The following is a 25,678-nucleotide window of genomic DNA, read 5'->3' on the forward strand; positions in this document are numbered from 1 at the left end:
GTTACGACTTTACCACTGAAAAAGCTTCTTTAGCCACTGTTTTGGTTGACTTTCACAGCCCTTTTTAATGTTTCCATCCTCATCCCAAACTGGCAGTTTAACTGCGCCATCACAATCAAACTCTAAAGCCCCTTCAGAAGTTCGAGTAAAGTTGGCCGTGACAATGCCTGTCGGCCAAGGCAGCAATAACTGCTCGGGCGTTCTCTGTTTCAGATAATCGGCATAAACACGTAACGCACCACTCGAACCAGTAAGCTTAGTCGGCTTATTGTCATCTCGCCCTAGCCAGATGGTCGTCACTTCACGGCCATCAACGCCCACGAACCAACTGTCTCGGCTGTCATTACTGGTACCGGTCTTGCCAGCTAATCCTGCCCATGCAAACTGGCCTTGTAGGAAACGACCCGTACCTTCCGATACGCCACGTTTCATTGCATAGGTTGTTAACCAAGCGGCTTGCTGGTCGACGCTTTGTGATACACGAGGAATCGACTGATACAAAACCTCACCATCGTTATCAACCACTGAGCGAAGCGCAGACAAAGGTGCGATACGCCCAGAATTGGTAATGGTTTGGTACATCTGTGCGACTTGGAATGGAGTCAGTGAGAACGAACCCAAAAACATCGACGGTACTGGACGAATTTCATTTTTATCGACCCCCAGCTTTCCAATCGTATCCGAGACACTATCAATGCCTAACTGCATGCCTAAACGAACGGTAGGTACGTTGTAAGACTTAGAAAGCGCCACATACAAAGGCACATCGCCACGGAACTTACGATCGAAGTTTCTTGGGCTCCATACACTACCTTTACTGCCTTTCAAGCTCAGTGGCGTATCCTTCAATGTTGTCGCTAACGTGTACTTCTGAGGCTGCTCTAATGCGGTTAAGTAGATTGCTGGCTTAACCAAAGAACCAATAGGACGACTCGCGTTCAAGGCACGGTTAAAGCCATCGTAGCCAGTACGCTTACCACCGACCATCGCTCGAATTTCACCGGTATTTCTATCCACGGCAATAGCTGCTGCTTCCAGTTTGTTACCTGCGGTTTTCGATAAATCAGGCACCTTACGAGCAATCGACTTCTCTAACTTGTCTTGAGAGACTGGATCCAGAGAGGTGAAGACTCGAATCCCTTTTTTCGCCTCAAATCGATCGCCGACATACTTCTTAAGCTCAATATTTACTTGTTGGAAGTAAGCGGGCTGACGGCTAGCAATACGTGGGTTGTCTTGAATATCCAAATCACGACTCGCCGCTTCTTCGTATTGTCGCGGAGTTAAGATGTCTTGCTGCATCAACAAGCGAAGAACCAGATCGCGTCGCGTCTTAGCACGTTCAGGATAACGAACCGGATTGTAATACGAAGGGCCTTTCACCATACCCACCAGCAGTGCTAGTTGATCGATACGGAGCTCTTGAATTGGCTGACCGAAGTACAAGCGAGACGCTAAACCGAAGCCATGGATCGCTTGCCCACCATTTTGCCCAAGGTAAACCTCGTTTAAGTAAGCCTCTAGGATTCGGTCTTTGCTGTAACGATGGTCCAAGATAAGCGCAATGTAGGCTTCACGAACCTTACGCCACAATGTACGTTCACTGGACAAGAACAGGTTTTTTGCCAACTGTTGCGTCAGCGTACTACCGCCTTGTACCGTTCGCCCTGCTTTGACGTTAACGACCATTGCACGAGCGATGGCCAATGGCGACACGCCATCGTGTTGATAGAAGTTTCGGTCTTCGGTTGCCAATAAGGCATCAACCATCACTTCTGGGAATTGATTACGTTTTAAGAACAGGCGCTGCTCATCGTTACTTTTCTCAAGCATGCCAAGCATTTTCGGTTCAACACGCAAGTAACCCATGTCGCCTTTCTTCTCTAGCGACTGAATACGAGTCAACTCGTTACCATTGAAATGCAGCATCACATGACGATCCGCTTCCGGTCCATCGACAAACTCGAACGGACGACGAATCATTTCAATCTTGGTTGAAGAAGAAGAGTATTCGCCTGGGTGACGAGGCGCGTTCACCTTACGATAATTAAGTACATCGAGCTCATTCTTAACCTGTACCAAACTCACCGGAGTTCCCGGAGACAGGTCTAGCACTCGCGCATAAACCACGGTTGGCAAATCAAACAGCTGACCTTCAAAACGCTGCTTAACCACTGAGTCGAGATATATACCGACGAACAACAGCAATGCCGCGAGCGCTAAGCCTGCTTTCCAAGAAATGCCCCATAGGATCTTCAACCAACCTCTTTTGCCAGATTTCTTAGCCTTAGGTTTGGTCTTTTTCGCAGCCGCTCTTGGTTTTCTTGGCTTGGCTTTGGTCGCTGGTGACTTCTTTGCTGGCGCTTTTTTAGGTGGTGCCTTTTTTGGCGTTAACATTTTGGTCATCATCGATTCAACTGTCGTTTGGTTTTAGTGGTTGCTACATGGTTAGCAGGGTCATCCGGCCAAGGATGTTTTGGGTAACGGCCTTTCATCTCTTTTTGTACTTCTTTGTACGCGCCAGCCCAAAAGCCGGCTAAATCTTGAGTAATTTGCAGTGGTCGCTGTGCTGGAGAAAGGAGCTCAAGCACTACTTTTTTACGCCCTTGCGCGATCAATGGCGAGTCCTGTTCGCCAAAGACTTCCTGCATTCGCACTGAGATCACTGGTTCAGATTGATATTGATAACGAATGGCCTTCTTGCTGCCTGTTGGCATCAGATAGTGCGTTGGCAGCCATTGGTCGATTTCTTGATTCAAAGGCCAGCCAAGATAAGCCGACAATGCTTGCTCAATCGACACACTAGCCAGCCCTTTTGCCGACTTAATGCCATTCAAATACGGAGATAGCCACTCATCAAGGTGTTCAATCAAACTCGCATCGTCCATCGCTGGCCAATCATGCTCAGGCATCCAAAGCTCTGCACAGCGTACACGCTCAACCAACTGCTTAGCCGAAGCTGTCCAATTTAAGCGATCCAACCCACATCGAGCGACATAATTGAGCAGCGCTTGGCTCGCCTGATTCGCATCGGGATCAGGTAAAACTTTGGTGCTGATAATCAATTTGCCCAGAGATACACGCTGCTCGGCAACTAAACGGCCGCGTTTCTCATCCCAATCGGCGTAATCGGAACGAACAAACAGTTTTGGAAATTCAGCTTCTAGCTGCGCGATATCAACCGCGGTGGCTAAGAAAATTTGACTGGCTCGCCCTGTGCTGCGCATCAAATCAATCACTACGATATAGTCATTGTTCGCCAATGGGTCATCGTCACGAACCTCAGCGCCGTGGCCATTCGCCAGAAGGAAAGCACTGCTGGTCGCGCCTCTCACTTGTGCAACCCGGTCTGGGAAGGCAAAACAAAGCACTAATGGTAGCAATGATTCGTCAGCTTGTGACAAATCTAAGTGATGATTGAGTTTGCTCGCGAGACTTTTCGCTCGCTGCATCACAACGCTATTTTTGGAATGTTTTCTTTGCTTAAATCGGTGCAAAGAGTGTTGAATATCCGTCACATTGCGCTCCGGCTCTTCCAGCAAAGCAGCGGCAACAATCGCGACATTCAACAGAGCAGGACTACCTTGCTGCGCTTTAACCAACATGCTGGCAATACGAGGCTCTAGACCTAAACGTTGGGCCTGTTTTCCTAATGCCGTAAATTGACCATTATCGTCTAACAATTCAAGAGTCTGTAAGAGTTGCTTGGCTTGCCCAATAGAAGCTTTGGGCGGAACGTCTAACCATTGCAGTTCATCGGCACTCGCAGCGCCCCATTGCGTCAATTCAGACACCAACGAAGACAAATCAGAATGAAGAATTTCAGGTTCTGGTACAGCCGGTTGCTGCATCAGCTGCGTTTCGCTGTACAAACGGACGCACAAGCCCTCTTCAATTCGTCCTGCACGACCTGCTCGTTGTTCAGCTGAAGATTGCGAGATTTTCACTTGCTCAAGCTTAGTAATACCGGTTTTCAGATCGAACTTCGCTACACGTTCAAGCCCGGAATCAACCACCAGTCGAATGCCTTCAATCGTCAAAGAAGTCTCAGCAATATTGGTCGCTAACACCACCTTTCGACGCCCTTTCTCTGATGGCGCGATCGCTTTCTGCTGTTGAGGAAAGCTGAGTTGCCCATACAGAGGGCAAACATCGATATCACTGGCGAGTTGTTCTAGTTGAGACTCCACCTGCTTAATCGCAGAAACGCCCGGCAAAAAGGCCAGAAGTGAGCCTGACTCTTTCTCCACCAGAGATCGAATCACATTAGCCATTTTAGGGGCTAGATATTCATTTGCGCTAAGAGGCTGATAACGGAAATCGACCGGAAAGGTGCGACCTTGTGATTCAACGTATTTGGCATTCGGCAGCAAAGTTTGCAGCGCTTGTTGATCTAAGGTTGCCGACATCACAACCACTTTTAGATCGTCACGTAATGCCTCTTGGATCTCCAAGCTAAACGCCAATGCGGTATCGGCGTGAATGCTGCGCTCATGAAATTCATCAAAGATCACCATATCAACCCCGGTCAATTCAGGGTCGGTTTGGATCATTCTTGTCATTATCCCTTCGGTAACAATCTCTAGGCGAGTTGCACTGCTGGTTTTAGATTCACCACGAACTCTAAAGCCAATGCTCTCCCCCACCTTTTCTCCCAATTGGCTCGCTAAGTAAGTGGCAATATTCCTTGCAGCCAAACGCCTCGGTTCAAGCATGATGATTTTGCCTTGAACGGCGTTGGTCTTAACTAACTGTAAAGGGAAGAATGTTGACTTACCCGCACCGGGAGCGGCCTTTAGAATAAGTTGAGTGTGTGTTTCTACGCCAGCGAGCAGATCTGGCATCACAGCTTCTATGGGCAGTTGTGGCAATGGGAGAACCTTGTGGTGTAATGTTGGCAACATTGTACATAAAAACCTACCTGTCTAAATAAGTAATATGCACTTCAATCCGCCATTAGAGCCAGCGACTCTTATTAAACGCTATAAACGTTTCCTCACTGACATCCAACTTCCAGACGGTAGCGAGCGTACTATTCACTGTGCCAATACGGGAGCGATGACAGGATGTGCGACTCCTGGCAATACGGTGTGGTACTCAACCTCCGATAATGCAAAAAGAAAGTACCCAAACAGCTGGGAGATCTCAGAAACAGACAAAGGTCATCGTATTTGTGTAAATACTGCGCGAGCAAACCAGTTGGCAGTGGAAGCAATTGAAAATAATACTATAGTTGAACTCTTAGGCTATAACGCGTTACGAACCGAAGTGAAATATGGCAGTGAGAATAGTCGCATTGATATTCTGCTTGAAGATAACGAAAAGCCGCCTTGTTATATCGAAGTAAAAAGCGTCACTTTGCTCGACGAGCAAGAAACGTCAACTAAAGGGCAAGGCTTTTTCCCTGATGCGGTCACCACCAGAGGCCAAAAACATCTGCGTGAACTCACAGAAATGGTCGAATCTGGAAATAGAGCCGTACTTTTATTCACTGTTTTACATTCAGGTATTGAAAAAGTGTCTGCGGCACACCATATAGACGCCAAATATTCGTTATTACTAAAACAAGCACAAGACGCTGGAGTTGAAGTGCTTTGCTATAAAGCAGAGCTCAGCAATACTCAAATACAACTAAAACAAGCTGTTGAATTTATCAATAGCTAAGCAAAGATGCTGAACTAATCACATTGATTGCAAGTTTGAATAAGAGTATTTGCCACCATTCGTTCTTTCTGCTATAGATACCCGCCTTAAAATTAGCTGCTTTGCAGTTGACTAGGTGTAAATAGGAGATGCTGTATGCCAGAATCTAAGAAAAAAGCGCTAGGCATCCTAGCCATCGCAGGTGTTGAACCGTACCAAGAAAAGCCAGGTGAAGAGTACATGTCACCTGAGCAAACGGAACATTTTACAAAAATTTTAGCAGCTTGGCGCAACCAGCTCAGGGAAGAAGTTGATCGTACTGTGCACCACATGCAGGACGAAGCAGCGAATTTCCCAGACCCAGTTGACCGTGCTTCTCAAGAAGAAGAATTCAGCCTAGAGTTACGTAACCGTGACCGTGAGCGTCGTCTTATCAAAAAAATTGAGAAGACATTAGACAAGATCGAAGAAGACGATTTCGGCTTCTGTGATTCTTGCGGTATCGAGATTGGCATTCGTCGCCTTGAAGCTCGTCCAACTGCTGACCTTTGTATTGACTGTAAAACACTTGCAGAAATCAAAGAGAAACAGATGCAAGGTTAATTCTTGCAGATGTAAAGAAAGGGAGCCTTGGCTCCCTTTTTTGTTGGTGAACTCAGCGTTAAAGCGCGAGTTAGAAACAATAATACGACAGTTAAACGTCTTAAGAATCGGCTACTGCGGTACCATCCAGATTAGGTTGTTCACACATGAATTATATCGGGCGCTTTGCACCATCACCGTCAGGTCCTCTTCATTTTGGCTCACTTGTTGCTGCTCTTGGTAGTTACTTCCAAGCAAAATCTAACCAAGGAAAATGGTTGGTTCGTATGGAAGACTTAGATCCACCAAGAGAAATGGCCGGCGCTGCAGACCTGATTCTTAAGACGCTTGAGGCTTACCATCTATTTTGGGATGGTGAAGTCGTTTATCAAAGCCAGCGTCACGACATGTATCAAGCTCAAATTGATCAATGGGTCGCTGATAAACAAGCCTACTACTGCCAATGTACTCGTAAGCAGATAAAGGCTTTGGGTGGCTTTTACAATGGTCACTGTCGAGATGCAGGCTTAATCGATTCAGGTGAACAAGCGGTGCGCTTACGCATGGATTTTCCTGTAGAGTCCTTTGATGATGTGCGCCACGGCACGATTCAAATCCCTAAAGCATTAGCTGAAGAAGATTTTATTATTAAACGCAGAGATGGATTGTTTGCCTATAACTTGGCCGTTGTCCTTGATGACATCGAACAAGGAGTAACGGAAGTCGTAAGAGGCGCAGACCTGATAGAACCAACAGGTCGACAAATCAGTTTGTACAAGACGCTCAAGCAAAAAACAGTGAGCTACTTGCACTTACCATTGGCAACCGATGACTTGGGGAATAAACTGTCAAAACAGAACCATGCCACCGCAATCAATCTCGACAATCCAAAACCAACGTTACTCAACGCGATGCGATTCTTAGGTTTTGATATCCCGACAGCCCTTTGTGAGGCTTCAATGGATGAGATTTTATTGTGGGGCTGCCAACAATGGAACGTCAGTCAGTTACCTGATAGTTTACAAAAAGAGCACTGTAATTAGCTCGAAACTCACGGCAAATAGCAAAAACGACACATAAAAATGCCATAACCAACCACTGTGGTTAAGCAGACGATGTTCTCAAATGGCTCGCGCTAAGCTATTATTAGCCGCAATTAAACTCTGCACTACCACTTTGGACTAAGAGAAAAACAAAGTTGGCGATACCTACTTTGTTCTAAACTAATGAATACAAACGACAATACCCCAAGCGAACAACGCGGATTCCACGAATTAGCTCTGAATATTTATACTCGTCAAGAGCACAATATTTCACGCAAGCAGATCAGCGACAACGCACTAAAAGTGCTATATCGTCTGAATGGTGCGGGTTTTGACGCATTTCTAGTCGGTGGTGGTGTACGCGATATCTTATTAGGCTCTCAGCCAAAAGATTTTGATATTGCGACCAACGCAACGCCAGAGCAAATCAAACACCTCTTCAGAAACTGTCGCCTTATCGGTCGCCGTTTCCGCTTGGCACATATCATGTTTGGTCGTGACATCATTGAAGTGGCAACTTTCCGTGGCCACCACCAAGAACCATCGAAAAACGTGTCTGCACAATCGAAAGAAGGCATGCTATTGCGCGATAACGTGTATGGCAGTGTTGATGAAGATGCAGAGCGTCGTGATTTCACAATCAATGCGATGTACTACAACATTGCAGACTACAGCATCCACGACTACGCGGGTGGTGTAGAAGATTTAGAAGATAAACTGATCCGCCTGATTGGCGATCCAGAAACGCGTTACCGTGAAGACCCAGTACGTATGCTACGTGCAATGCGCTTCGCCGCTAAACTGGATTTCGATATTGAAGAAGACACAGCTGACCCGATTGAAGAGTTAGCGCACCTTCTAAGAGATATCCCAGCAGCGCGTCTTTACGAAGAGTCTCTGAAATTGCTGCAATCAGGTCACGGTTTAGAAACCTACCACCTAATGCGCGAGTACAACCTCTTTCAGCAGATGTTCCCAGCTGTAGCGGAATACTTCACAGAAGATTACGACTCTCACACAGAGCAGATGCTTGATTTGGTTCTCGATTCAACCGATCTTCGCATCGAAGATGGTAAGCGAGTAAACCCAGCATTCATGTTCGCAGCGATGCTTTGGTACCCAATGAACAAGCTAGCAGACAAACTTGTCGCTGAACAGGGTATGGCGCACTACGACGCGATCATGGAAGCGAGTAACATCATTCTTGATCAGCAAGTAAAGTCTATTGCGATTCCTCGTCGTCACACCGCAACCATTCGCGAAGTTTGGCAACTGCAACTTCGACTGCCTCGTCGCAACGGTAAACGCGCTGTTCGTCTTATGGAGCTCAACAAGTTCCGTGCAGGCTACGATTTCCTAGAAATGCGTGGTGAGATTGAGGGTGGCGAAACTAAAGATCTTGCGAAATGGTGGGAGCGTTATCAAACAGCCGGTCGCAACATGCGTCAAGCGATGGCTAACGACGTTGCAGCACCATCAAAGTCAGGCCATCGTCGCCGTAAGACTTACCGAAACAAAAAGAGTAAGCAATCAGAATGATAACGGCTTACATTGCGGTCGGCAGCAACCTTGCCGACCCAGTTAGCCAAGCAAATTTGGCTATCGAAACGCTAAAAAGCCTACCGCGATCAACGTTTATTGCGACCTCTCAGCTATATAGTAGCACTCCAATGGGGCCGCAAAATCAACCGGACTACATCAACGCGGTAGTCGCTATCCAAACCGAATTAACGCCAATTGAACTGCTTGATTGCACTCAAAAGATCGAGTTAGAGCAAGGGCGCGTCCGTAAAGACGAGCGTTGGGGGCCAAGAACCTTGGACCTCGACATTGTGTTATACGGCAATGAGGTGATCGATTCAGAGCGCTTAATTGTTCCTCATTACGGAATGAAAGAACGAGAGTTTGTACTCTACCCGCTTGCTGAAATCGCACCAAGTTTACAACTCCCTGATGGGACTGAGCTGACAGAACTACTGAAAATAGTAGATAAGAACGGGCTCAATGTTTGGCAACAATAGCCAAGCGCATTAAGGAAAACCAATGAAAAAAGTAACCATTAACGACCTGATCAAATGCAAACGTGAAGGCCGTAAATTCGCGACGTCGACAGCTTATGATGCGAGCTTTGCTCAATTATTCGAAAGCCAAGAGATGCCTGTACTGCTTGTCGGTGATTCACTGGGTATGGTTCTACAAGGCCATAACGATACATTACCAGTCACCGTTGAAGATATTGCTTACCATACTCGCTCAGTGCGTGCTGGTAGCCCTAATTGCCTTCTGATGGCTGACATGCCTTTCATGAGCTACGCGACTCCAGAGCAAGCTTGTGAAAGCGCAGCTACCTTGATGCGTGCTGGCGCGAATATGGTAAAAATCGAAGGCGGAAGCTGGTTGGTTGATACTGTGAAGATGCTAACAGAACGTGCAGTACCAGTATGTGCACACTTAGGCTTAACACCTCAGTCTGTAAACATTTTTGGTGGTTACAAAATTCAAGGTCGTGACGACGAGCAAGCCGACAAAATGGTTGCTGACGCGCTAGCTCTGCAAAACGCAGGCGCTCAAATCGTTCTACTTGAATGTGTGCCAGCTTCATTGGCAAAACGAATTACAGAAGCTTGTGACGTACCGGTTATCGGTATCGGCGCCGGCAATGTTACCGATGGTCAGATCTTGGTTATGCATGACATGTTCGGTATTTCTGCGAACTACATGCCGAAGTTCTCTAAGAATTTCCTAGCAGAAACCGGTGATATGCGTAAGGCAGTAGCTCTATACAAAGAAGAAGTAGAGAGCGCGCGCTTCCCTGATGAAGCTCATACAATCGCTTAGGAGTAAGTATGCAAACTTTTGCTGAAATAGCGGCTCTTCGTGAGCAGATTAAACAGTTTAAGCGTGATGGACGTACGGTTGCTTTTGTACCGACAATGGGAAACCTGCATGAAGGCCACCTAACTCTAGTAAAGAAAGCTCGAGAACTGGCAGACATCGTTGTGGTAAGCATCTTTGTAAACCCAATGCAGTTTGACCGCGCCGACGACCTAAACAACTACCCTCGCACGTTAGAAGCAGATTTAAGCAAACTAACTGGCGAAGGCGTTGAGCTGGTATTTACACCAACGCCAGAGGTGATGTATCCAGATGGATTAGACAAACAGACGTTTGTTGAGGTCCCTGGCATATCTCACATGCTTGAAGGTGCATCTCGTCCAGGTCATTTCCGTGGCGTAGCGACGATTGTCACCAAGCTGTTTAACATTGTTCAGCCAGACTTTGCATGCTTCGGCAAAAAAGACTTCCAGCAGCTTGCTGTTATTCGCCAGATGACCACTGACTTAGCGTTAGACATTAAAGTTGTGGGCGTTGCGACCGTTCGTGAAATGGACGGCTTGGCAATGAGCTCTCGCAATAGCAATCTAACGATTGACGAACGCCAACGAGCACCAGTTCTAGCGCGTACCATGCGCTGGATCAGCAGTGCTATTCGTGGTGGTCGCGATGACTACGCATCAGTAATTGAAGATGCAACCGACCAGCTACGCGCTGCAGACCTTCAACCTGATGAGATATTCATTTGTGATGCAAAAACGCTACAAGCGATCACTCCAGAATCCACTCAAGCTGTGATTCTTATGTCAGCTTTCCTAGGTAAGACTCGTCTTATCGACAACCAAGTTCTCGACTTGGTAACGGAAACCAAAGTAGAAGTGAAAGAAGAAACCGCTGAGTAATCGCTTTCTTCTCTTTGCGTAAACAAGCTCCTAACGCAAAGCAAAAGCACAAACGCAGAACACAAAAAAGGTCGATGTAATATCGACCTTTTTCTTTGCCTGCAATTCTGGCTAACTAGGTATTAACTACGTAAGCCAATACCCTTTGTCACTAGGTAGTGTGCAATGCCATACAACAGCACGATAAACACGCCTAGTACGCCAAACGACGTCACGATACCCACATCAGACACACCCAGGAAGCCATATCTGAACGCGTTTACCATGTAGACAATCGGGTTCAGCTTCGACACACCCTGCCAAAACTCAGGCAACAGGCTAATTGAGTAGAACACACCACCCAGATACGTCAGCGGCGTTAAGATGAAGGTTGGGATAATAGATATATCATCAAACGTGCGTGCGAATACCGCGTTAATCAAGCCACCCAGAGCGAACACTACCGACGTTAAAAATACTGTCGCAATGATCACACCCCAATGGTCAACTTGTAAGTCGACAAAGAACAAGGATACGAAGGTTACGATAGTGCCCACTAACAAGCCACGCACCACACCACCCATTACAAAACCGGCGATAATCACGTAGTTAGGAACCGGAGCTACAAGCAACTCTTCAATGTTCTTTTGGAACTTAGCACTAAAGAATGAAGAAGCAACGTTGGAATACGAGTTAGTGATCACCGACATCATGATCAGGCCAGGAACAATGTATTCCATATAACTGAAGCCGTTCATTTCACCAATACGAGCACCAATCAGGTTACCGAAGATGATGAAATAAAGCGTCATGGTAATCGCTGGCGGCACCAGAGTTTGCACCCAGATACGCGTGAAGCGATTGATCTCTTTAGTCAACAAACTGCAGAAAGCTGTCCAATATAGGCTGTACATATTATTTACTCCCCTCACGGACAATACTCACGAATAGCTCTTCTAAACGGTTTGCTTTGTTACGCATAGAGAGGACTTTCACCTGTTGCTCGCTCAACTGAGCGAAGATGGTATTCAAACCTAGGTTTTTATCGATTTCGATTTCTAGCGAGCCATTGAGCATGACTTGGCTATTCACACCTTCAAGCTTAGGTTCTGTCGTGCCTTCTTCCAGATCCAGAATAAAGGTCTCAGCACTCAATTTGCCCAACAGCGCTTTCATGGTTGTGTTCTCAATCAACTCACCGCGATTAATGATGCCGATGTTGCGACACAACATTTCCGCTTCTTCTAGGTAGTGCGTGGTCAAGATAATGGTAATGCCCTGCTTCTCATTGATCTCTTTTAGGAATTCCCACATTGAACGACGCAGTTCAATATCAACACCCGCCGTTGGTTCATCAAGGATCAACAAATGAGGTTCATGCATCAATGCACGCGCGATCATCAAACGACGCTTCATACCACCAGACAAGTTACGCGCACGTTCGCCACGTTTTTCCCACAAATCGAGTTGAGATAGGTACTTTTTCGCTCGCTCTTTCGCCAATGCTTTTGGCACGCCGTAATAGCCCGCCTGTTGCAACACGATCTGTTCAACGGTTTCGAACGGGTTAAAGTTGAACTCTTGGGGCACTAGACCTAAGTTCTGCTTCGCCAACTCCAGATCAGTGTCAATGTCGTAACCGAACACTTTAACCTTGCCTGAAGTTTTGTTTACCAGTGAAGAGATAACACCAATGGTGGTTGATTTACCCGCACCATTTGGACCAAGTAGTGCGTAAAAGTCGCCTTTTTCTACTTGTAAACTAACGCCCTTAAGAGCCTCGAAGCCCCCAGCATAAGTTTTTCTTAATTGCTCAATTTCTAATGCATACATAGAGATAGACTGCCATTTGCTATAGATAAGATGTAGACGACCGAGCTTGAGGAAGAGAGTAATGCTTAAAACGAGCTAGCAGAAAACTAACCCAAACTTGTTTACTCGGCCATTTTGCAAACAAGTTTATCGTTGATTAACGATGAATACAAATATCGTGTGAGAGTTTCTTTCGAAAAAAATAAGCGTCTTGGCTACGTGAAGACTAAATCAATGTTCAGTAAATATAAAAATGCCGCTAAGTGATTCACTTAACGGCATTTATGATCAGCCTTGAAGTGAGCGTCTATAGCTTATTCATATTAGATTATTCATATCAGCTCATTCATGTTCGCTTATTACTGAAAATTAAACTGACTCAAATTGATGCTCATCTCTGTCGACATAGCTTGTTGCTGCCGTCAGGGCTTCATATCTGAATCGATAAGTATTGGATTCAGGTACTAGGTCAATCACGTGGAACTTCTCTAGTTGCTGACGAGTATTCTCATTAGGACACAGCAGGTACACCTCACACTGCGCATCCAATGCATCCTTAATCGCATTCTCTAGCGCAAGGCCAACAGTGACATCAATCATAGGAACATCTGTCAGGTCTAGAATCATCGCTTCATAGTCAGAGATACTTGAGTGCTGGCGTGAAATCGCCTTTGAAACGCTGAATATCATCGGCCCTGAAAGATAGAAGAAAAGAACCTTACCATTGGCACTATCGAGTAACTGACGTTCGCTATCGGTCAATGGGATATCGTCTTCATCATCACCATCACTGATCGCCTTAACTTGTCTGGCTTGTTCTCGGCTCAATCTTTCAATAATCAGAATATTCGAGATAAACACGCCCAATCCGACAGCAATAATCAAGTCGACAAACACAGTCAGGAGCATCACGCCGTACATCACGCCCATGCCGGCATAGCTAACCTTGTGCGCGCGCTGGATAAAACTCCAATCTAGGATATTGAAACCAACATACATCGCGATACCAGCCAGCACTGCCATAGGAATCGGTTCTGTTAAGCCACCCGCAACCAATACCACTAGCGCAAGTACTAAAGCTCGAATAACACCTGAAAGCGGAGAACGCGCGCCAACCTGAATATTGGTTACAGTACCCATAGTCGCACCCGCACCAGGTAGTGCACCAAACAGTCCAGAGATCATATTCGCAATGCCTTGGCCGCGAAGTTCTTTGTCTGAGTCATGCTCTTTACGAGTCAGTGAATCTCCGATAACCGCGGTCAGAAGCGTATCAATGCAGCCAAGTGTACCCAGTACCAAGGCATCAATAACCATGGTAGTGAACTGTTCAGCGCTGATTGTAGGGATAACGAGAGAAGGCAAACCGGCTGGGATTTCACCAATGCGGCGAATAGAATCGGTATCAAAAATAATGACAGACAAGAGCGTCACAGCAACCAAAGCGACCAGTTGAGCGGGTACATACTTACGATACTTAGCAGGGAAGCCAAAAAGAATACCGAGCGTCAAAGCACCTAAAAACAGCTCACTGATTTTAAGATTAGCCAATGTATCTGGAAGTGCGGAAAGCGTGCCCATCACCCCTCCAGAGGGGGCAGCGTGTCCTAATAAAGGGGACAACTGCAGAATAATTAGAATAACGCCGATACCCGACATAAATCCGGAGATCACGCTATATGGCATCAAAGTAACGTATTTTCCGAGCTTTAACGTACCGAGTAGTATCTGAAATGCACCTGCCATCATTACCACGGTGAAGGTCATTGCCATTCCGGTTTCAGGATATTTAGCCACCATGCTGGTCATTACCGCCGTCATGATCACTGTCATCGGGCCGGTTGGCTCAGATATCAGGCTGCTTGAACCGCCGAACAAAGCTGCAAATAGGCCAACCATGATGGCTCCCCAAAGGCCAGCTTCGGCGCCCGCACCAGAAGCAACACCAAATGCCAATGCTAAAGGCAATGAGATGATGGCTGTAGTGACACCACCAAACATATCCCCTTTGAGATTGATATCCGTAAAACGACTTCCAAACAAAACACACCTTCCTGATGATGAAATGACAAACCTTATCACTTTAACAAATGTATCAAGTGTTCAGAAAGTGTTAATTCAATCACATTATTCATGTCTTATAACCGGATCATAGCTTCTACGCTAAGTTAATGATTTTAACAACGAGTACACGTCAGATGAGTACTATTTGACACAGTTTTTACGAGATTGAATTTGTAACATTGTGTATAGTTGAGATTCTTAATTAAGGGATGTAAGACGCAAAATGCCAGAGATTAAACAGCTTTTTGAAAACAACTCTAAATGGTCAGAAGAAATTCGCTCTCAACGACCTGAGTATTTTACAACGCTTGAAGAGGGTCAAAGCCCTGGTTTTCTATGGATTGGCTGCTCAGATAGCCGTGTTCCGGCCGAGCGTCTCACTGGTTTATATTCTGGCGAACTGTTTGTTCACCGAAATGTGGCGAACCAAGTGGTTCATACCGACTTAAACTGCCTCTCAGTTGTGCAGTACGCCGTCGATGTACTCAAAGTTAAACACATCATTGTCTGTGGTCACTACGGTTGTGGCGGTGTTAATGCGGCGATTGATAACCCTAAACTTGGCCTTATCAACAACTGGTTACTTCATATCCGTGATAACTACCTAAAATACCGTAAGCAAATCGAAGGGCTACCTCGTGAGCAATGGGGTGACAAGTTGTGCGAAATTAACGTCGCAGAACAGGTTTATAACCTAGGCAACTCAACCATTATGCAGAATGCGTGGGAGCGTGGCCAAGAAGTTGAAATCCACGGTGTGGTTTATGGTATTGGCGATGGCAAGCTGCAAGACCTTGGCGTACGTTGCTCAAGTAACGATACCCTAGAGAACAGTCACTTAGATGCATTAAACAAGATCTTAACGACGCCTCTTCTTAGTCAACAAAGCTAACCCCCTTCTGTAATAAATACAAAAAGCCCGCATCAAGCGGGCTTTTTAATGACTTCTAAACCACAAGCGCAATGATTACTCTTGAGGTACTACCTTACCGATGTACGGTAGGTGACGATATTTTTGTGCGTAGTCGATACCAACACCAACAACGAACTCATCTGGGATTTCAAAACCAATCCACTTTGTATCTACAGTCACTTCACGGCGAGAAGGTTTGTCTAGTAGCGTACAAATTTCGATAGACTTAGGGCCACGTAGGCTTAGAATCTCTTTCACCTTAGTCAGCGTGTTACCCGTATCGATAATATCTTCTACAAGTAGAACGTCTTTACCTTGAATATCATCATCAAGGTCTTTCAAAATACGAACATCACGTGAGCTTTCCATGCCGTTGCCGTAGCTAGACGCGGTCATGAAATCAACTTGGTGAGTTAAATCGATAGCACGAGCAAGATCTGCCATAAAGACAAAAGATCCACGCAATAAGCCAACTAAAACTAGATCTTCACTACCTTTGTAGTGCTCCGTGATCTGTTTGCCTAGTTCGTTCACTCGATCCTGAACTTCTTGCTCAGAGATCATGACTTCAACTGTATGCTTCATACTGCTCTCATTCTATTTGGTGATTGCGACGAATGTTGACAGTTTCGTCAGTTGTGTCGCTCAATTTTGTGCGTAAGTCTAGCACTGCTCAAATACCCACACCACCTTATGGTTCGAATTTACTGTCAGATTCTCAACGAAATGTGCGCTGGTGCCTTATCCAATACTCGTCTCCTTTCACATCAATGCTGATCACGCTTTATGTATCAAGTTTGATGTAACTGTCTATAAAACAAGCTGAAAGGATTGACCATTCGCATATGCACCATTACACTCATCTTGGCTTAAATAATAATAAAATCATTAATATAAAAAAATCGTTGGCAAGGAAAATAAAATGGACTCAATCTCTAAGAGACCTAGAACTAGGCTTTCACCTTTAAAAAGAAAACTTCAGCTGATGGAAATCGCGCTTGAAGTGTTCTCTCGTCGCGGCATTGGCCGTGGTGGACACGCTGATATTGCAGACATCGCTCAGGTGTCTGTAGCAACCGTATTTAACTACTTCCCAACCCGTGAAGATCTGGTTGATGAAGTACTGAATCACGTTGTACGCCAATTCTCTAACTTCCTTTCAGACAATATCGACTTAGATATTCACGCAAAAGAAAACCTACATAATATTGCGACTGAAATGGTGACGTTAGTGGCTCAAGACAGCCATTGGTTGAACGTATGGTTCGAATGGAGCGCTTCGACTCGTGATGAAGTATGGCCACTGTTCGTAACCACTAACCGCACTAACCAAATGTTAGTCCAGAACATGTTTAGCAAAGCGATTGAACGCGGCGAAGTTTGTGACGATCACGACCCTAAACATCTAGCGAACCTATTCCACGGCATCTGCTACTCGCTATTCATCCAAGCGAAACGTGTAGAAACACCTGAAGAGCTTTCAAGCTTAACAGATAGCTACTTAAACATGCTGTGCATTTATAAATAGATTCGAGATTCGAGTAAATAATTTAAGGGTTGGCCTAAGCGGTCAACCCTTTTTTGTAGAATGGAATGGCTCTTCGCATCCCGAAGCGCAGCGTACTCGCATCTCGGAGTGAAACGTTCCTGCGCCTTACTTCAGACATAAAAAAACCGCTGACGAATCAGCGGCTTTTAAAAACATTAGCGAGTGACTAAAGAAGAATTACTTCTTCTTTTTCACTGCTTTCTTGTTTGGAAGGTCAGTGATTGAACCTTCGAATACTTCCGCAGCTAGACCAACAGACTCGTGTAGAGTTGGGTGAGCGTGGATAGTAAGTGCGATATCTTCTGCATCACAACCCATTTCGATTGCTAGGCCGATTTCGCCAAGAAGTTCACCACCGTTAGTACCAACAACAGCACCACCGATTACGCGATGAGTCTCTTTATCGAAGATCATCTTAGTCACGCCGTCTGCACAGTCAGAAGCAATTGCACGACCAGAAGCAGCCCAAGGGAAAGTAGCAACTTCGTAGTTGATGCCTTCAGCTTTCGCTTCTTTCTCAGTCTTACCTACCCAAGCAACTTCTGGCTCAGTGTACGCAATTGATGGGATTACTTTAGGATCGAAGTAGTGCTTCTTACCAGAGATAACTTCAGCAGCTACGTGACCTTCATGCACACCTTTGTGAGCAAGCATTGGTTGACCAACAACGTCACCGATCGCATGGATGTGAGGAACGTTTGTACGCATTTGCTTATCAACATTGATGAAACCACGCTCATCAACTTCGATACCCGCTTTTTCAGCGTCGATAAGTGCACCGTTTGGAACACGACCGATAGCAACAAGAACAGCATCGTAGCGCTCAGCTTCAGCTGGTGCTTTTTTGCCTTCCATTGAAACGTAGATACCATCTTCTTTCGCTTCAACTGCTGTTACTTTAGTTTCAAGCATTAGCTTGAACTTGTTCTTAATACGTTTTGTGAAGACTTTAACGATATCTTTATCCGCAGCAGGGATAACTTGATCGAACATCTCTACAACTTCAACTTTAGAACCTAGAGAGTGGTAAACCGTACCCATCTCAAGACCGATGATACCGCCGCCCATGATAAGCAGTTTTTCAGGTACTTCGTTTAGTTCTAGTGCATCCGTAGAATCCCAAATACGTGGGTCTTCATGTGGGATGAAAGGAAGTTTGATTGGGCGAGAACCCGCAGCAATGATTGCGTTGTCGAAGTTAACAGTTGTTGCTTCGCCTTCGCCTTCAACAAGAATGCTGTTAGGACCAGTGAACTTACCGAAACCGTTAACAACAGTAACGTTACGCATCTTAGCCATACCGCCAAGACCGCCAGTTAGTTGATCAACTACTTTTTCTTTCCAAATACGGATCTTGTTGATGTCCGTTTGTGGCTCGCCGAATACAACGCCGTGCTCTGCCATCGCTTTAGCTTCTTCAATTACTTTAGAAACGTGAAGAAGTGCTTTTGATGGAATACAACCAACGTTTAGACATACACCACCAAGAGTGCTGTAACGTTCAACTAGTACTGTTTCTAGACCTAAATCCGCACAACGGAATGCCGCTGAGTAACCAGCAGGACCTGAACCAAGTACAACAACTTGGGCTTTAATTTCTTTGCTCATTGTGACCTCTTGTAGTCATTATCCCTAACAGGCTGAGTAGATGTTCTTAAAATTATTGGGCTTTCAAACAGGAAACATTTTACAGAGATGTTAACAGTGTGAAAGTAGCTTTAAGTTAGCCTGTGAGCTAGACAACAATTCCCTATCAGATTATGAGAAATGCAGGAAACTGTTCTCTAAAAATAGTCTTTATATAAAGAATTAAGGTGACCCGAAAGTCACCTTAATAATTACTTTCTCAATTACAGTACTAGACGACGAATGTCAGATAGTGCGCTGTTTAGGAAAGTAATGAAGCGTGCACCTTCAGCACCATCGATCACACGGTGGTCGTATGATAGAGACAGTGGAAGCTGTAGACGTGGTTGGAACTCTTTACCATTCCAAACTGGCTTAATTTCAGACTTAGATACACCTAGGATACCTACTTCTGGAGCATTTACGATTGGAGTAAATGCAGTACCGCCAATACCACCAAGGCTAGAGATTGTGAAACAACCGCCTTGCATGTCTGCCGCTGTTAGCTTACCAGAACGTGCTTTCTTAGAAACAGCCATTAGCTCTTCTGATAGCTCGTAAATGCCTTTCTTGTTCACGTCTTTGAAGACAGGAACAACTAGACCGTTTGGTGTATCAACAGCGATACCCACGTTTACGTACTTCTTAAGAATGATGCTTTCGCCATCTTCAGAAAGAGAAGAGTTAAACGCTGGGAATGCTTCTAGCGCTTTAGCGACAGCTTTCATGATGAACACAAGTGGAGTGATCTTCATGCCAGTGTCTTTCTTCGCTTCGATTGCGTTCTGTTCTTTACGGAATGCTTCTAGCTCAGTGATGTCTGCGTTGTCCCACTGTGTAACGTGAGGGATCATTACCCAGTTACGGTGCAGGTTAGCGCCAGAGATCTTCTTAATCTTAGAAAGCTTCTGAACTTCAGTTTCGCCGAACTTGCTGAAGTCAACTTTTGGCCATGGTAGTAGACCAAGAGCAGAACCGTCGCCGCCTTTGCCAGATGCAGCTGCACCAGACTCAAGACGCTTAAGTGCATCTTTAACGTAAGACTGAACGTCTTCTTTAAGGATACGGCTCTTACGACCAGTACCTTTAACCTTAGAAAGGTTAACGCCAAATTCACGAGCTAGACGACGAACTACTGGAGAAGCGTGCGCGTAGTCACCGTTCTCTTGGAAGTCGCCAGCTGCTGCTGGAGCCGCTGCAGGTGCTTCTGCTTTAGGAGCAGGTGCCGCCGCTGGAGCTGCTGCTTGTGCAGGTGCTGCAACAGGAGCAGGAGCTGCGCCTTCAACTACGAAAGTCATGATTAGAGAGCCAGTTGACACTTTGTCGCCAGCTGCAATCTTGATTTCTTTTACTGTACCAGCGAATGGTGCAGGAACTTCCATTGAAGCTTTGTCGCCTTCAACAGTAATTAGAGATTGCTCTTCTTCTACTGTATCGCCAACCGCTACCATGATTTCAGTAACTTCTACTTCGTCACCACCGATATCAGGAACGTTTACTTCTTTCTCAGCAGATGCTGCTGGAGCCGCTGCAACTGGTGCTGCCGCCGCAGGAGCCGGAGCTGCTGCAGGTGCTGAACCAGCTACTTCGAATACCATTACTAGAGAACCAGTAGAAACTGAATCACCAGAAGCGATCTTGATTTCTTTAACGATACCAGCGAATGGTGCAGGAACTTCCATTGAAGCCTTGTCGCCTTCAACAGTAAGAAGAGATTGCTCTTCTTCTACTGCATCACCGATTGCAACCATGATTTCAGTTACTTCAACTTCATCACCGCCGATGTCTGGTACGTGAACTTCTTTAAGCTCAGCCGCCGCTGCAGGAGCTGCAGCAACTGGTGCCGCCGCTTCAACTGCTGGCGCAGCCGGTGCTGCAGCAGCACCTTCCGCTTCGAAGATCATGATAAGAGAACCAGTAGAAACTGAATCGCCTTCAGCTACTTTGATTTCTTTAACGATACCCGCTTGAGACGCTGGAACTTCCATTGAAGCTTTGTCGCCTTCAACAGTGATCAGTGACTGCTCTTCTTCAACCTTGTCACCAACGTTTACAAGAATCTCAGTTACTTCAACCTCGTCAGCACCGATGTCTGGTACATTAATTTCGATTGTCATTGTATTTACCTACCTTAATGCCAGTCTTATGCGTATTGCGGGTTAGTTTTTTCAGTGTCGATATCGAACTTAGCAATTGCTTCAACAACTACTGATTTCTCAATGTCACCACGTTTAGCCAGTTCAGTTAGAGCTGCAACTACGATGTAGCCAGCGTTAACTTCGAAGTGACGACGTAGGTTTGCACGGCTGTCAGAGCGGCCGAAACCATCTGTACCAAGTACTTTGTAAGACTCAGTTGGCATGTACGCACGTACTTGCTCAGCGTAGTTCTTCATGTAGTCAGTCACTGCGATTGCAGGTTCCTTACCAAGAACAGTCGTGATGTACGGTACTTTCTCTTCAGCTTCTGGGTGAAGCATGTTGTCACGCTCTACCGCTTGGCCGTCACGAGTTAGTTCGTTGAACGACGTTACAGAGAATACGTCAGATGCTACGCCGTACTCTTCGCTTAGAATTTCAGCTGCTTTACGCGCTTCGTTCATGATAGTACCAGAGCTCATTAGTTGAACTTTGCCCTTAGCACCAGCGTGAGATTCAAGCTTGTAGATACCCTTACGGATGCCTTCTTCAGCGCCTTCTGGCATTGCTGGCATTGCGTAGTTCTCGTTCATTACTGTTAGGTAGTAGTAAACGTTCTCTTGCTCAGGACCGTACATGCGACGGATACCGTCTTGCATGATTACCGCTAGCTCGTAAGCAAACGTTGGGTCGTAAGAGATACAGTTCGGGATAGTGTTCGCTTGGATGTGCGAGTGACCATCTTCGTGCTGTAGACCTTCACCGTTCAGTGTTGTACGACCTGCAGTAGCACCTAGTAGGAAGCCACGAGCTTGTTGGTCGCCTGCTAGCCATGCCATGTCACCAATACGTTGGAAACCGAACATTGAGTAGTAGATGTAGAACGGGATCATCGGTAGATCGTTTGTGCTGTATGAAGTTGCAGCAGCAACCCATGAAGCCATAGAACCTAGTTCGTTGATACCTTCTTGAAGTACTTGACCAGACGTTGCTTCTTTGTAGTAAGAAACGATGCCTTTATCTTCAGGTGTGTATTCTTGACCGTGTGGGTTGTAGATACCAACCTGACGGAATAGACCTTCCATACCGAATGTACGAGCTTCATCACAGATGATAGGAACGATGTTCTTACCAATGTTCTTATCTTTAAGAAGGATGTTTAGCGTACGTACATAAGCCATAGTTGTAGAGATATCACGCTTCTGTTCACCTAGTAGAGGTGCGAATGCGTCTAGCTCAGGAACTTTGAATTCTTGAGTGAATTTAGGCAGACGTGCTGGCGTGTAACCTTGTAGGGCTTTACGACGAGCATGTAGGTATTCGTACTCAGCAGAACCTTCTTCAAGAGTCAGGTAAGGAAGCTCAGACACTTTCTCATCAGAAAGGATGTCTTGTAGGCCTAGACGGTCACGTAGGTATTGTACGTGAGTCATATCCATCTTCTTAACACCGTGAGCGATGTTCTTACCTTCTGCAGCTTCACCCATGCCGTAACCTTTAACTGTCTTAGCTAGGATTACTGTTGGCTTGCCACCTGTCTCTTTTGCATTGTTGAATGCAGCGAACAGTTTAGAAGAGTCGTGACCACCACGCTTCAGTTCGAAGATTTGGTCGTCAGTCATGTCTGCAACTAGTGCAGCTGTTTCTGGGTACTTACCAAAGAAGTGCTCACGTACGTATGCGCCATCTTTAGATTTGAATGTCTGGTAGTCACCATCGATAGTTTCGTTCATTAGTTGAAGAAGCTTACCAGTAGTGTCTTTAGCTAGTAGAGAATCCCAGTTGCTACCCCAGATAACTTTAACAACGTTCCAACCTGCACCTTTGAATAGGCCTTCAAGTTCTTGGATGATGCTACCGTTACCCATTACAGGGCCGTCTAGACGCTGTAGGTTACAGTTGATTAGGAAACATAGGTTGTCTAGCTTCTCACGCGCAGCGAAAGAGATAGCACCACGTGATTCTGGCTCATCCATCTCACCGTCACCTAGGAAAGCGTATACACGTTGAGCAGAAGTATCTTTAAGACCACGGCCGTCAAGGTACTTAAGGAAGCGCGCTTGGTAGATCGCAGAGATCGGACCTAGACCCATAGATACTGTAGGGAACTGCCAGAACTCAGGCATCAGTTTAGGGTGCGGGTAAGAAGGAATACCTTTACCATCAACTTCTTGACGGAAGTTATCTAGCTGCTCTTCAGTTAGACGACCTTCAACGAATGCACGAGAGTAGATACCTGGAGAGATGTGACCTTGGTAATAAACTAGATCGCCACCGTCCGTCTCGTTTGGAGCACGGAAGAAGTGGTTGAAACATACTTCGTAGAACGCTGCTGCTGACTGGTAAGAAGCCATGTGACCACCAAGGTCTAGGTCTTTCTTAGAAGCACGCAATACAATCATGATTGCGTTCCAGCGAATAATCGAACGAATACGACGCTCAAGAGTTACGTCACCAGGGTAAGCTGGCTCTTGTGCTGCTGGAATTGTGTTGATGTAGTTTGTGTTGATGCCTGTAGCCATATCAACACCATCTAAACGCGCTTTATCTAGAACTTGTTCTAGTAAAAACTGTGCACGTTCTACACCTTCTTCACGTACTACTGACTCAAGAGCTTCTAACCAATCTTGAGTTTCCAGAGCATCAACGTCATGCTTCATGTCAGACATGGCGATCTATCCTTTTTGTTAGTTGGATTCTACTAAACACGTAAAAAGCCGAAGTATTACGGCTATTTACCCTGTTGAATTCGACGTAAAGAACGTTCGCGACGCGATTCTTCTTTGGTCAAATCCATCAATGTTTCTTCGATGTAAGCTAAATGAGAGTGTGACATTTCACGTGCCTGTTCTGGCTGTCCTGAAACGATCGCATCTACAATGTTAGCTCGATGTATACTCACTTTCTCCACAACGTCTTTACGACGATGCAACAGCTTTAAATTTTCTAAGACGTTTTGTTCGAGTAACGGAGCCAAGCTGCGAACAATGTGCAGTAACACCACATTGTGCGCTGCCTCTGTTAAAGCAATAAGAAAAGCCATCACCGCTGCAGATTCGGCTTCAATATCCCCCTTATCTTGCGCACCGCGAATTTTCTCTTGGCATGCTTGAATTCGAGCAAAGTCTTCATCAGTGCCACGCAATGCCGCGAAGTAAGCCGAAATCCCTTCCATCGCATGACGCGATTCCAACAAGTCTAGTTGGGTTTCAGAATGGGAGGACAACAAATTAAGCAAAGGATCTGAAAAGCTTTTCCAGATATTTTCGCTAACAAACGTACCTCCACCTTGACGGCGAGTAAGCAGGCGTTTTGCTTCTAAACGTTGTATCGCTTCTCGGATTGAAGGACGAGACACATCGAACTGTTTCGCCAGTTCACGCTCAGGCGGCAGCTGCTGCCCTGGAGCCAGTGTTCCTTCCACTATCAACCTTTCTAACTCTTGCTCGATAACATCGGAGAGTTTTGGCTGACGAATCCTTTGATAAGCCATAGTTTGTTGTTCTTCTTTTTCTTCGCTGACAATTGGTAATACCAATTTTAAGTTGGGCAGAAATTAACATAATTAAAACGCCACTGTCCAGTGTAAAATTGACCTGCATCATAGAACGCAGTGTGAATTAACCATGATTTAACAAATGAAATTTAAAACAGCAACCAAATTGGTCTTACCATTTACAGGGGTAATACTTTTGGGGAGGTTTCGTGCTAGAAAGTTTCAGGATAAAAATGAATTGTTTCAGAAAGATTAGTGCCACTTGTTTAAAAATCGAACCAAGCGCACATTTAGGGTCGAATTTCTGTTAATAAGTTTTAATAAATGAGTGTTTGATAAGCTCGTCACACTCTCTATTTATTGATGCTCTTCTCTCCACCACTTTCTTTACATCGCAACAACAAAAATTCACAAGTCATTATGCTAGGCGTTGACTATTCAACGCCCAAAAGCGGTAAGGTCATAACCAAAAACTAAGACTTAAGCTTTTAGCTTTCCTTTAAACTTCTTCCAATCGAACACCAAGCCAGGGTCAGTTTTACGCAGAGGCGCTATATATTGATGGCCAGTGATGCGTTCGGTGGTGATTTGAGGAAAAGTGGATACAATCGTTTCTGTTAATTGGGCAAGCGCTTGATACTGCTGCTCGCTATACGCCACAAAGTCACTGCCCTCGAGTTCAATACCAATCGAATAATCATTACATCTGTCACGCCCTGCAAAGCTCGAATGGCCGGCATGCCAAGCTCGGTCTAAGAACGAAACGAACTGCACCACTTCGCCATCACGACGAATCAAGCAGTGCGCCGATACGCCCATTTGGTGAATCACCTTAAAAAATGGGTGTTCCGACGGGTCTAGCTTGCCTGTAAAAAACTGTTCGACGTAAGGCCCACCAAATTGCCCCGGAGGCAAACTAATGTTGTGGACCACCAGCAGAGAGATATCCTCGACACTAGGTCTAGCATCAAAATACGGGGAAGGAACATGCCGAGCGTTGTCATACCATCCGTTGGAGCTGATCGTCATCTTGGTCTCACTTTCTTTTCTGCTAGCACAATAAGATGTGACCTTGCCCATAGAGCAGTCGCGCTAG

The 25,678-nt window shown here is 45.6% G+C and carries 20 protein-coding genes; 9 read left to right on the plus strand and 11 right to left on the minus strand.

The window, feature by feature from the left end; translation table 11 throughout:
- Positions 1-9 precede the first annotated feature (9 nt).
- Positions 10-2,409 carry a penicillin-binding protein 1B gene (gene mrcB, locus BCU34_RS11005; RefSeq protein ID WP_102478385.1) on the minus strand — a complete coding sequence of 800 codons (2,400 nt, stop codon included), beginning with the start codon at positions 2,407-2,409 and terminating at the stop codon, positions 10-12.
- A complete protein-coding gene (gene hrpB, locus BCU34_RS11010; RefSeq protein ID WP_102478384.1) occupies positions 2,406-4,904 on the minus strand; it encodes an ATP-dependent helicase HrpB in 2,499 nt (832 codons plus the stop codon). Before hrpB ends, mrcB begins: the two co-directional genes overlap by 4 nt.
- 34 nt (positions 4,905-4,938) lie before the next feature.
- Here hrpB and sfsA point away from each other — a divergent pair, with 34 nt between their 5' ends.
- The 7 genes from sfsA (at position 4,939) to panC (ending at position 11,005) form a co-directional block, all read left to right on the plus strand.
- Positions 4,939-5,664: a DNA/RNA nuclease SfsA gene (gene sfsA, locus BCU34_RS11015; RefSeq protein WP_102478383.1), complete on the plus strand. Its 726-nt coding sequence runs from the start codon at positions 4,939-4,941 to the stop codon at positions 5,662-5,664.
- Positions 5,665-5,799: 135 nt separating this feature from the next.
- A complete protein-coding gene (dksA, locus tag BCU34_RS11020) occupies positions 5,800-6,246 on the plus strand; it encodes an RNA polymerase-binding protein DksA (protein ID WP_004738189.1) in 447 nt (148 codons plus the stop codon).
- Positions 6,247-6,392: 146 nt separating this feature from the next.
- The gene (gene gluQRS / locus BCU34_RS11025) at positions 6,393-7,268 is read left to right on the plus strand and encodes a tRNA glutamyl-Q(34) synthetase GluQRS (RefSeq protein ID WP_048658186.1); all 876 of its coding nucleotides are present in this window, start codon (positions 6,393-6,395) and stop codon (positions 7,266-7,268) included.
- 183 nt (positions 7,269-7,451) lie between these two features.
- Positions 7,452-8,807, plus strand: coding sequence for a polynucleotide adenylyltransferase PcnB (pcnB, locus tag BCU34_RS11030; protein WP_019819797.1), 1,356 nt, complete (start codon positions 7,452-7,454; stop codon positions 8,805-8,807).
- The gene (folK, locus tag BCU34_RS11035; RefSeq protein WP_004735459.1) at positions 8,804-9,289 is read left to right on the plus strand and encodes a 2-amino-4-hydroxy-6-hydroxymethyldihydropteridine diphosphokinase; all 486 of its coding nucleotides are present in this window, start codon (positions 8,804-8,806) and stop codon (positions 9,287-9,289) included. Before pcnB ends, folK begins: the two co-directional genes overlap by 4 nt.
- 22 nt (positions 9,290-9,311) lie before the next feature.
- Positions 9,312-10,106: a 3-methyl-2-oxobutanoate hydroxymethyltransferase gene (gene panB / locus BCU34_RS11040; protein ID WP_017059433.1), complete on the plus strand. Its 795-nt coding sequence runs from the start codon at positions 9,312-9,314 to the stop codon at positions 10,104-10,106.
- Positions 10,107-10,114: 8 nt separating this feature from the next.
- Positions 10,115-11,005 (plus strand): pantoate--beta-alanine ligase, encoded by an 891-nt coding sequence (gene panC / locus BCU34_RS11045; RefSeq protein WP_102478382.1) that lies wholly within the window; start codon positions 10,115-10,117, stop codon positions 11,003-11,005.
- Positions 11,006-11,127: 122 nt separating this feature from the next.
- On the opposite strand, the gene BCU34_RS11050 is transcribed toward panC, so the two are convergent.
- The 3 genes from BCU34_RS11050 to BCU34_RS11060 all read right to left on the minus strand — a co-directional run bounded on the left by BCU34_RS11050 (position 11,128) and on the right by BCU34_RS11060 (position 14,797).
- Positions 11,128-11,898 carry an ABC transporter permease gene (locus BCU34_RS11050; protein ID WP_010435987.1) on the minus strand — a complete coding sequence of 257 codons (771 nt, stop codon included), beginning with the start codon at positions 11,896-11,898 and terminating at the stop codon, positions 11,128-11,130.
- A gap of 1 nt (position 11,899) precedes the next feature.
- Entirely contained in the window at positions 11,900-12,817 is a 918-nt protein-coding gene (locus tag BCU34_RS11055; protein ID WP_048658189.1) for an ABC transporter ATP-binding protein, read from the minus strand.
- Between the two features lie 348 nt (positions 12,818-13,165).
- The gene (locus BCU34_RS11060; protein ID WP_170960822.1) at positions 13,166-14,797 is read right to left on the minus strand and encodes a SulP family inorganic anion transporter; all 1,632 of its coding nucleotides are present in this window, start codon (positions 14,795-14,797) and stop codon (positions 13,166-13,168) included.
- 286 nt (positions 14,798-15,083) lie between these two features.
- Here BCU34_RS11060 and can point away from each other — a divergent pair, with 286 nt between their 5' ends.
- The gene (can, locus tag BCU34_RS11065; protein ID WP_048658190.1) at positions 15,084-15,752 is read left to right on the plus strand and encodes a carbonate dehydratase; all 669 of its coding nucleotides are present in this window, start codon (positions 15,084-15,086) and stop codon (positions 15,750-15,752) included.
- Between the two features lie 75 nt (positions 15,753-15,827).
- Here can and hpt read toward each other — a convergent pair whose 3' ends face one another.
- A complete protein-coding gene (gene hpt / locus BCU34_RS11070) occupies positions 15,828-16,358 on the minus strand; it encodes a hypoxanthine phosphoribosyltransferase (protein ID WP_017633235.1) in 531 nt (176 codons plus the stop codon).
- Between the two features lie 337 nt (positions 16,359-16,695).
- Between hpt and BCU34_RS11075 the strand changes: the two genes are divergently transcribed.
- Positions 16,696-17,301, plus strand: coding sequence for a LuxR/HapR/OpaR family quorum-sensing transcriptional regulator (locus BCU34_RS11075; RefSeq protein ID WP_048664508.1), 606 nt, complete (start codon positions 16,696-16,698; stop codon positions 17,299-17,301).
- A 198-nt stretch (positions 17,302-17,499) separates the two neighbouring features.
- Here the strand turns inward: BCU34_RS11075 and lpdA are convergent, their stop codons facing one another.
- The 5 genes from lpdA to ampD all read right to left on the minus strand — a co-directional run bounded on the left by lpdA (position 17,500) and on the right by ampD (position 25,662).
- On the minus strand, positions 17,500-18,930 hold the full coding sequence (gene lpdA / locus BCU34_RS11080) for a dihydrolipoyl dehydrogenase (protein WP_102530242.1): 1,431 nt from the start codon (positions 18,928-18,930) through the stop codon (positions 17,500-17,502).
- A gap of 242 nt (positions 18,931-19,172) precedes the next feature.
- Positions 19,173-21,065, minus strand: coding sequence for a pyruvate dehydrogenase complex dihydrolipoyllysine-residue acetyltransferase (gene aceF / locus BCU34_RS11085; protein WP_102433045.1), 1,893 nt, complete (start codon positions 21,063-21,065; stop codon positions 19,173-19,175).
- 26 nt (positions 21,066-21,091) lie between these two features.
- Complete coding sequence (aceE, locus tag BCU34_RS11090; protein ID WP_017063244.1) at positions 21,092-23,755, minus strand: pyruvate dehydrogenase (acetyl-transferring), homodimeric type; 2,664 nt, start codon at positions 23,753-23,755, stop codon at positions 21,092-21,094.
- A gap of 62 nt (positions 23,756-23,817) precedes the next feature.
- Positions 23,818-24,579 carry a pyruvate dehydrogenase complex transcriptional repressor PdhR gene (gene pdhR, locus BCU34_RS11095; RefSeq protein WP_009847596.1) on the minus strand — a complete coding sequence of 254 codons (762 nt, stop codon included), beginning with the start codon at positions 24,577-24,579 and terminating at the stop codon, positions 23,818-23,820.
- A gap of 483 nt (positions 24,580-25,062) precedes the next feature.
- Positions 25,063-25,662: a 1,6-anhydro-N-acetylmuramyl-L-alanine amidase AmpD gene (gene ampD / locus BCU34_RS11100; RefSeq protein ID WP_102478757.1), complete on the minus strand. Its 600-nt coding sequence runs from the start codon at positions 25,660-25,662 to the stop codon at positions 25,063-25,065.
- Positions 25,663-25,678 lie beyond the last annotated feature (16 nt).

Origin of the sequence: Vibrio sp. 10N.286.45.E10 (assembly GCF_002874195.2) — a bacterium.
GTDB lineage: Bacteria > Pseudomonadota > Gammaproteobacteria > Enterobacterales > Vibrionaceae > Vibrio > Vibrio crassostreae.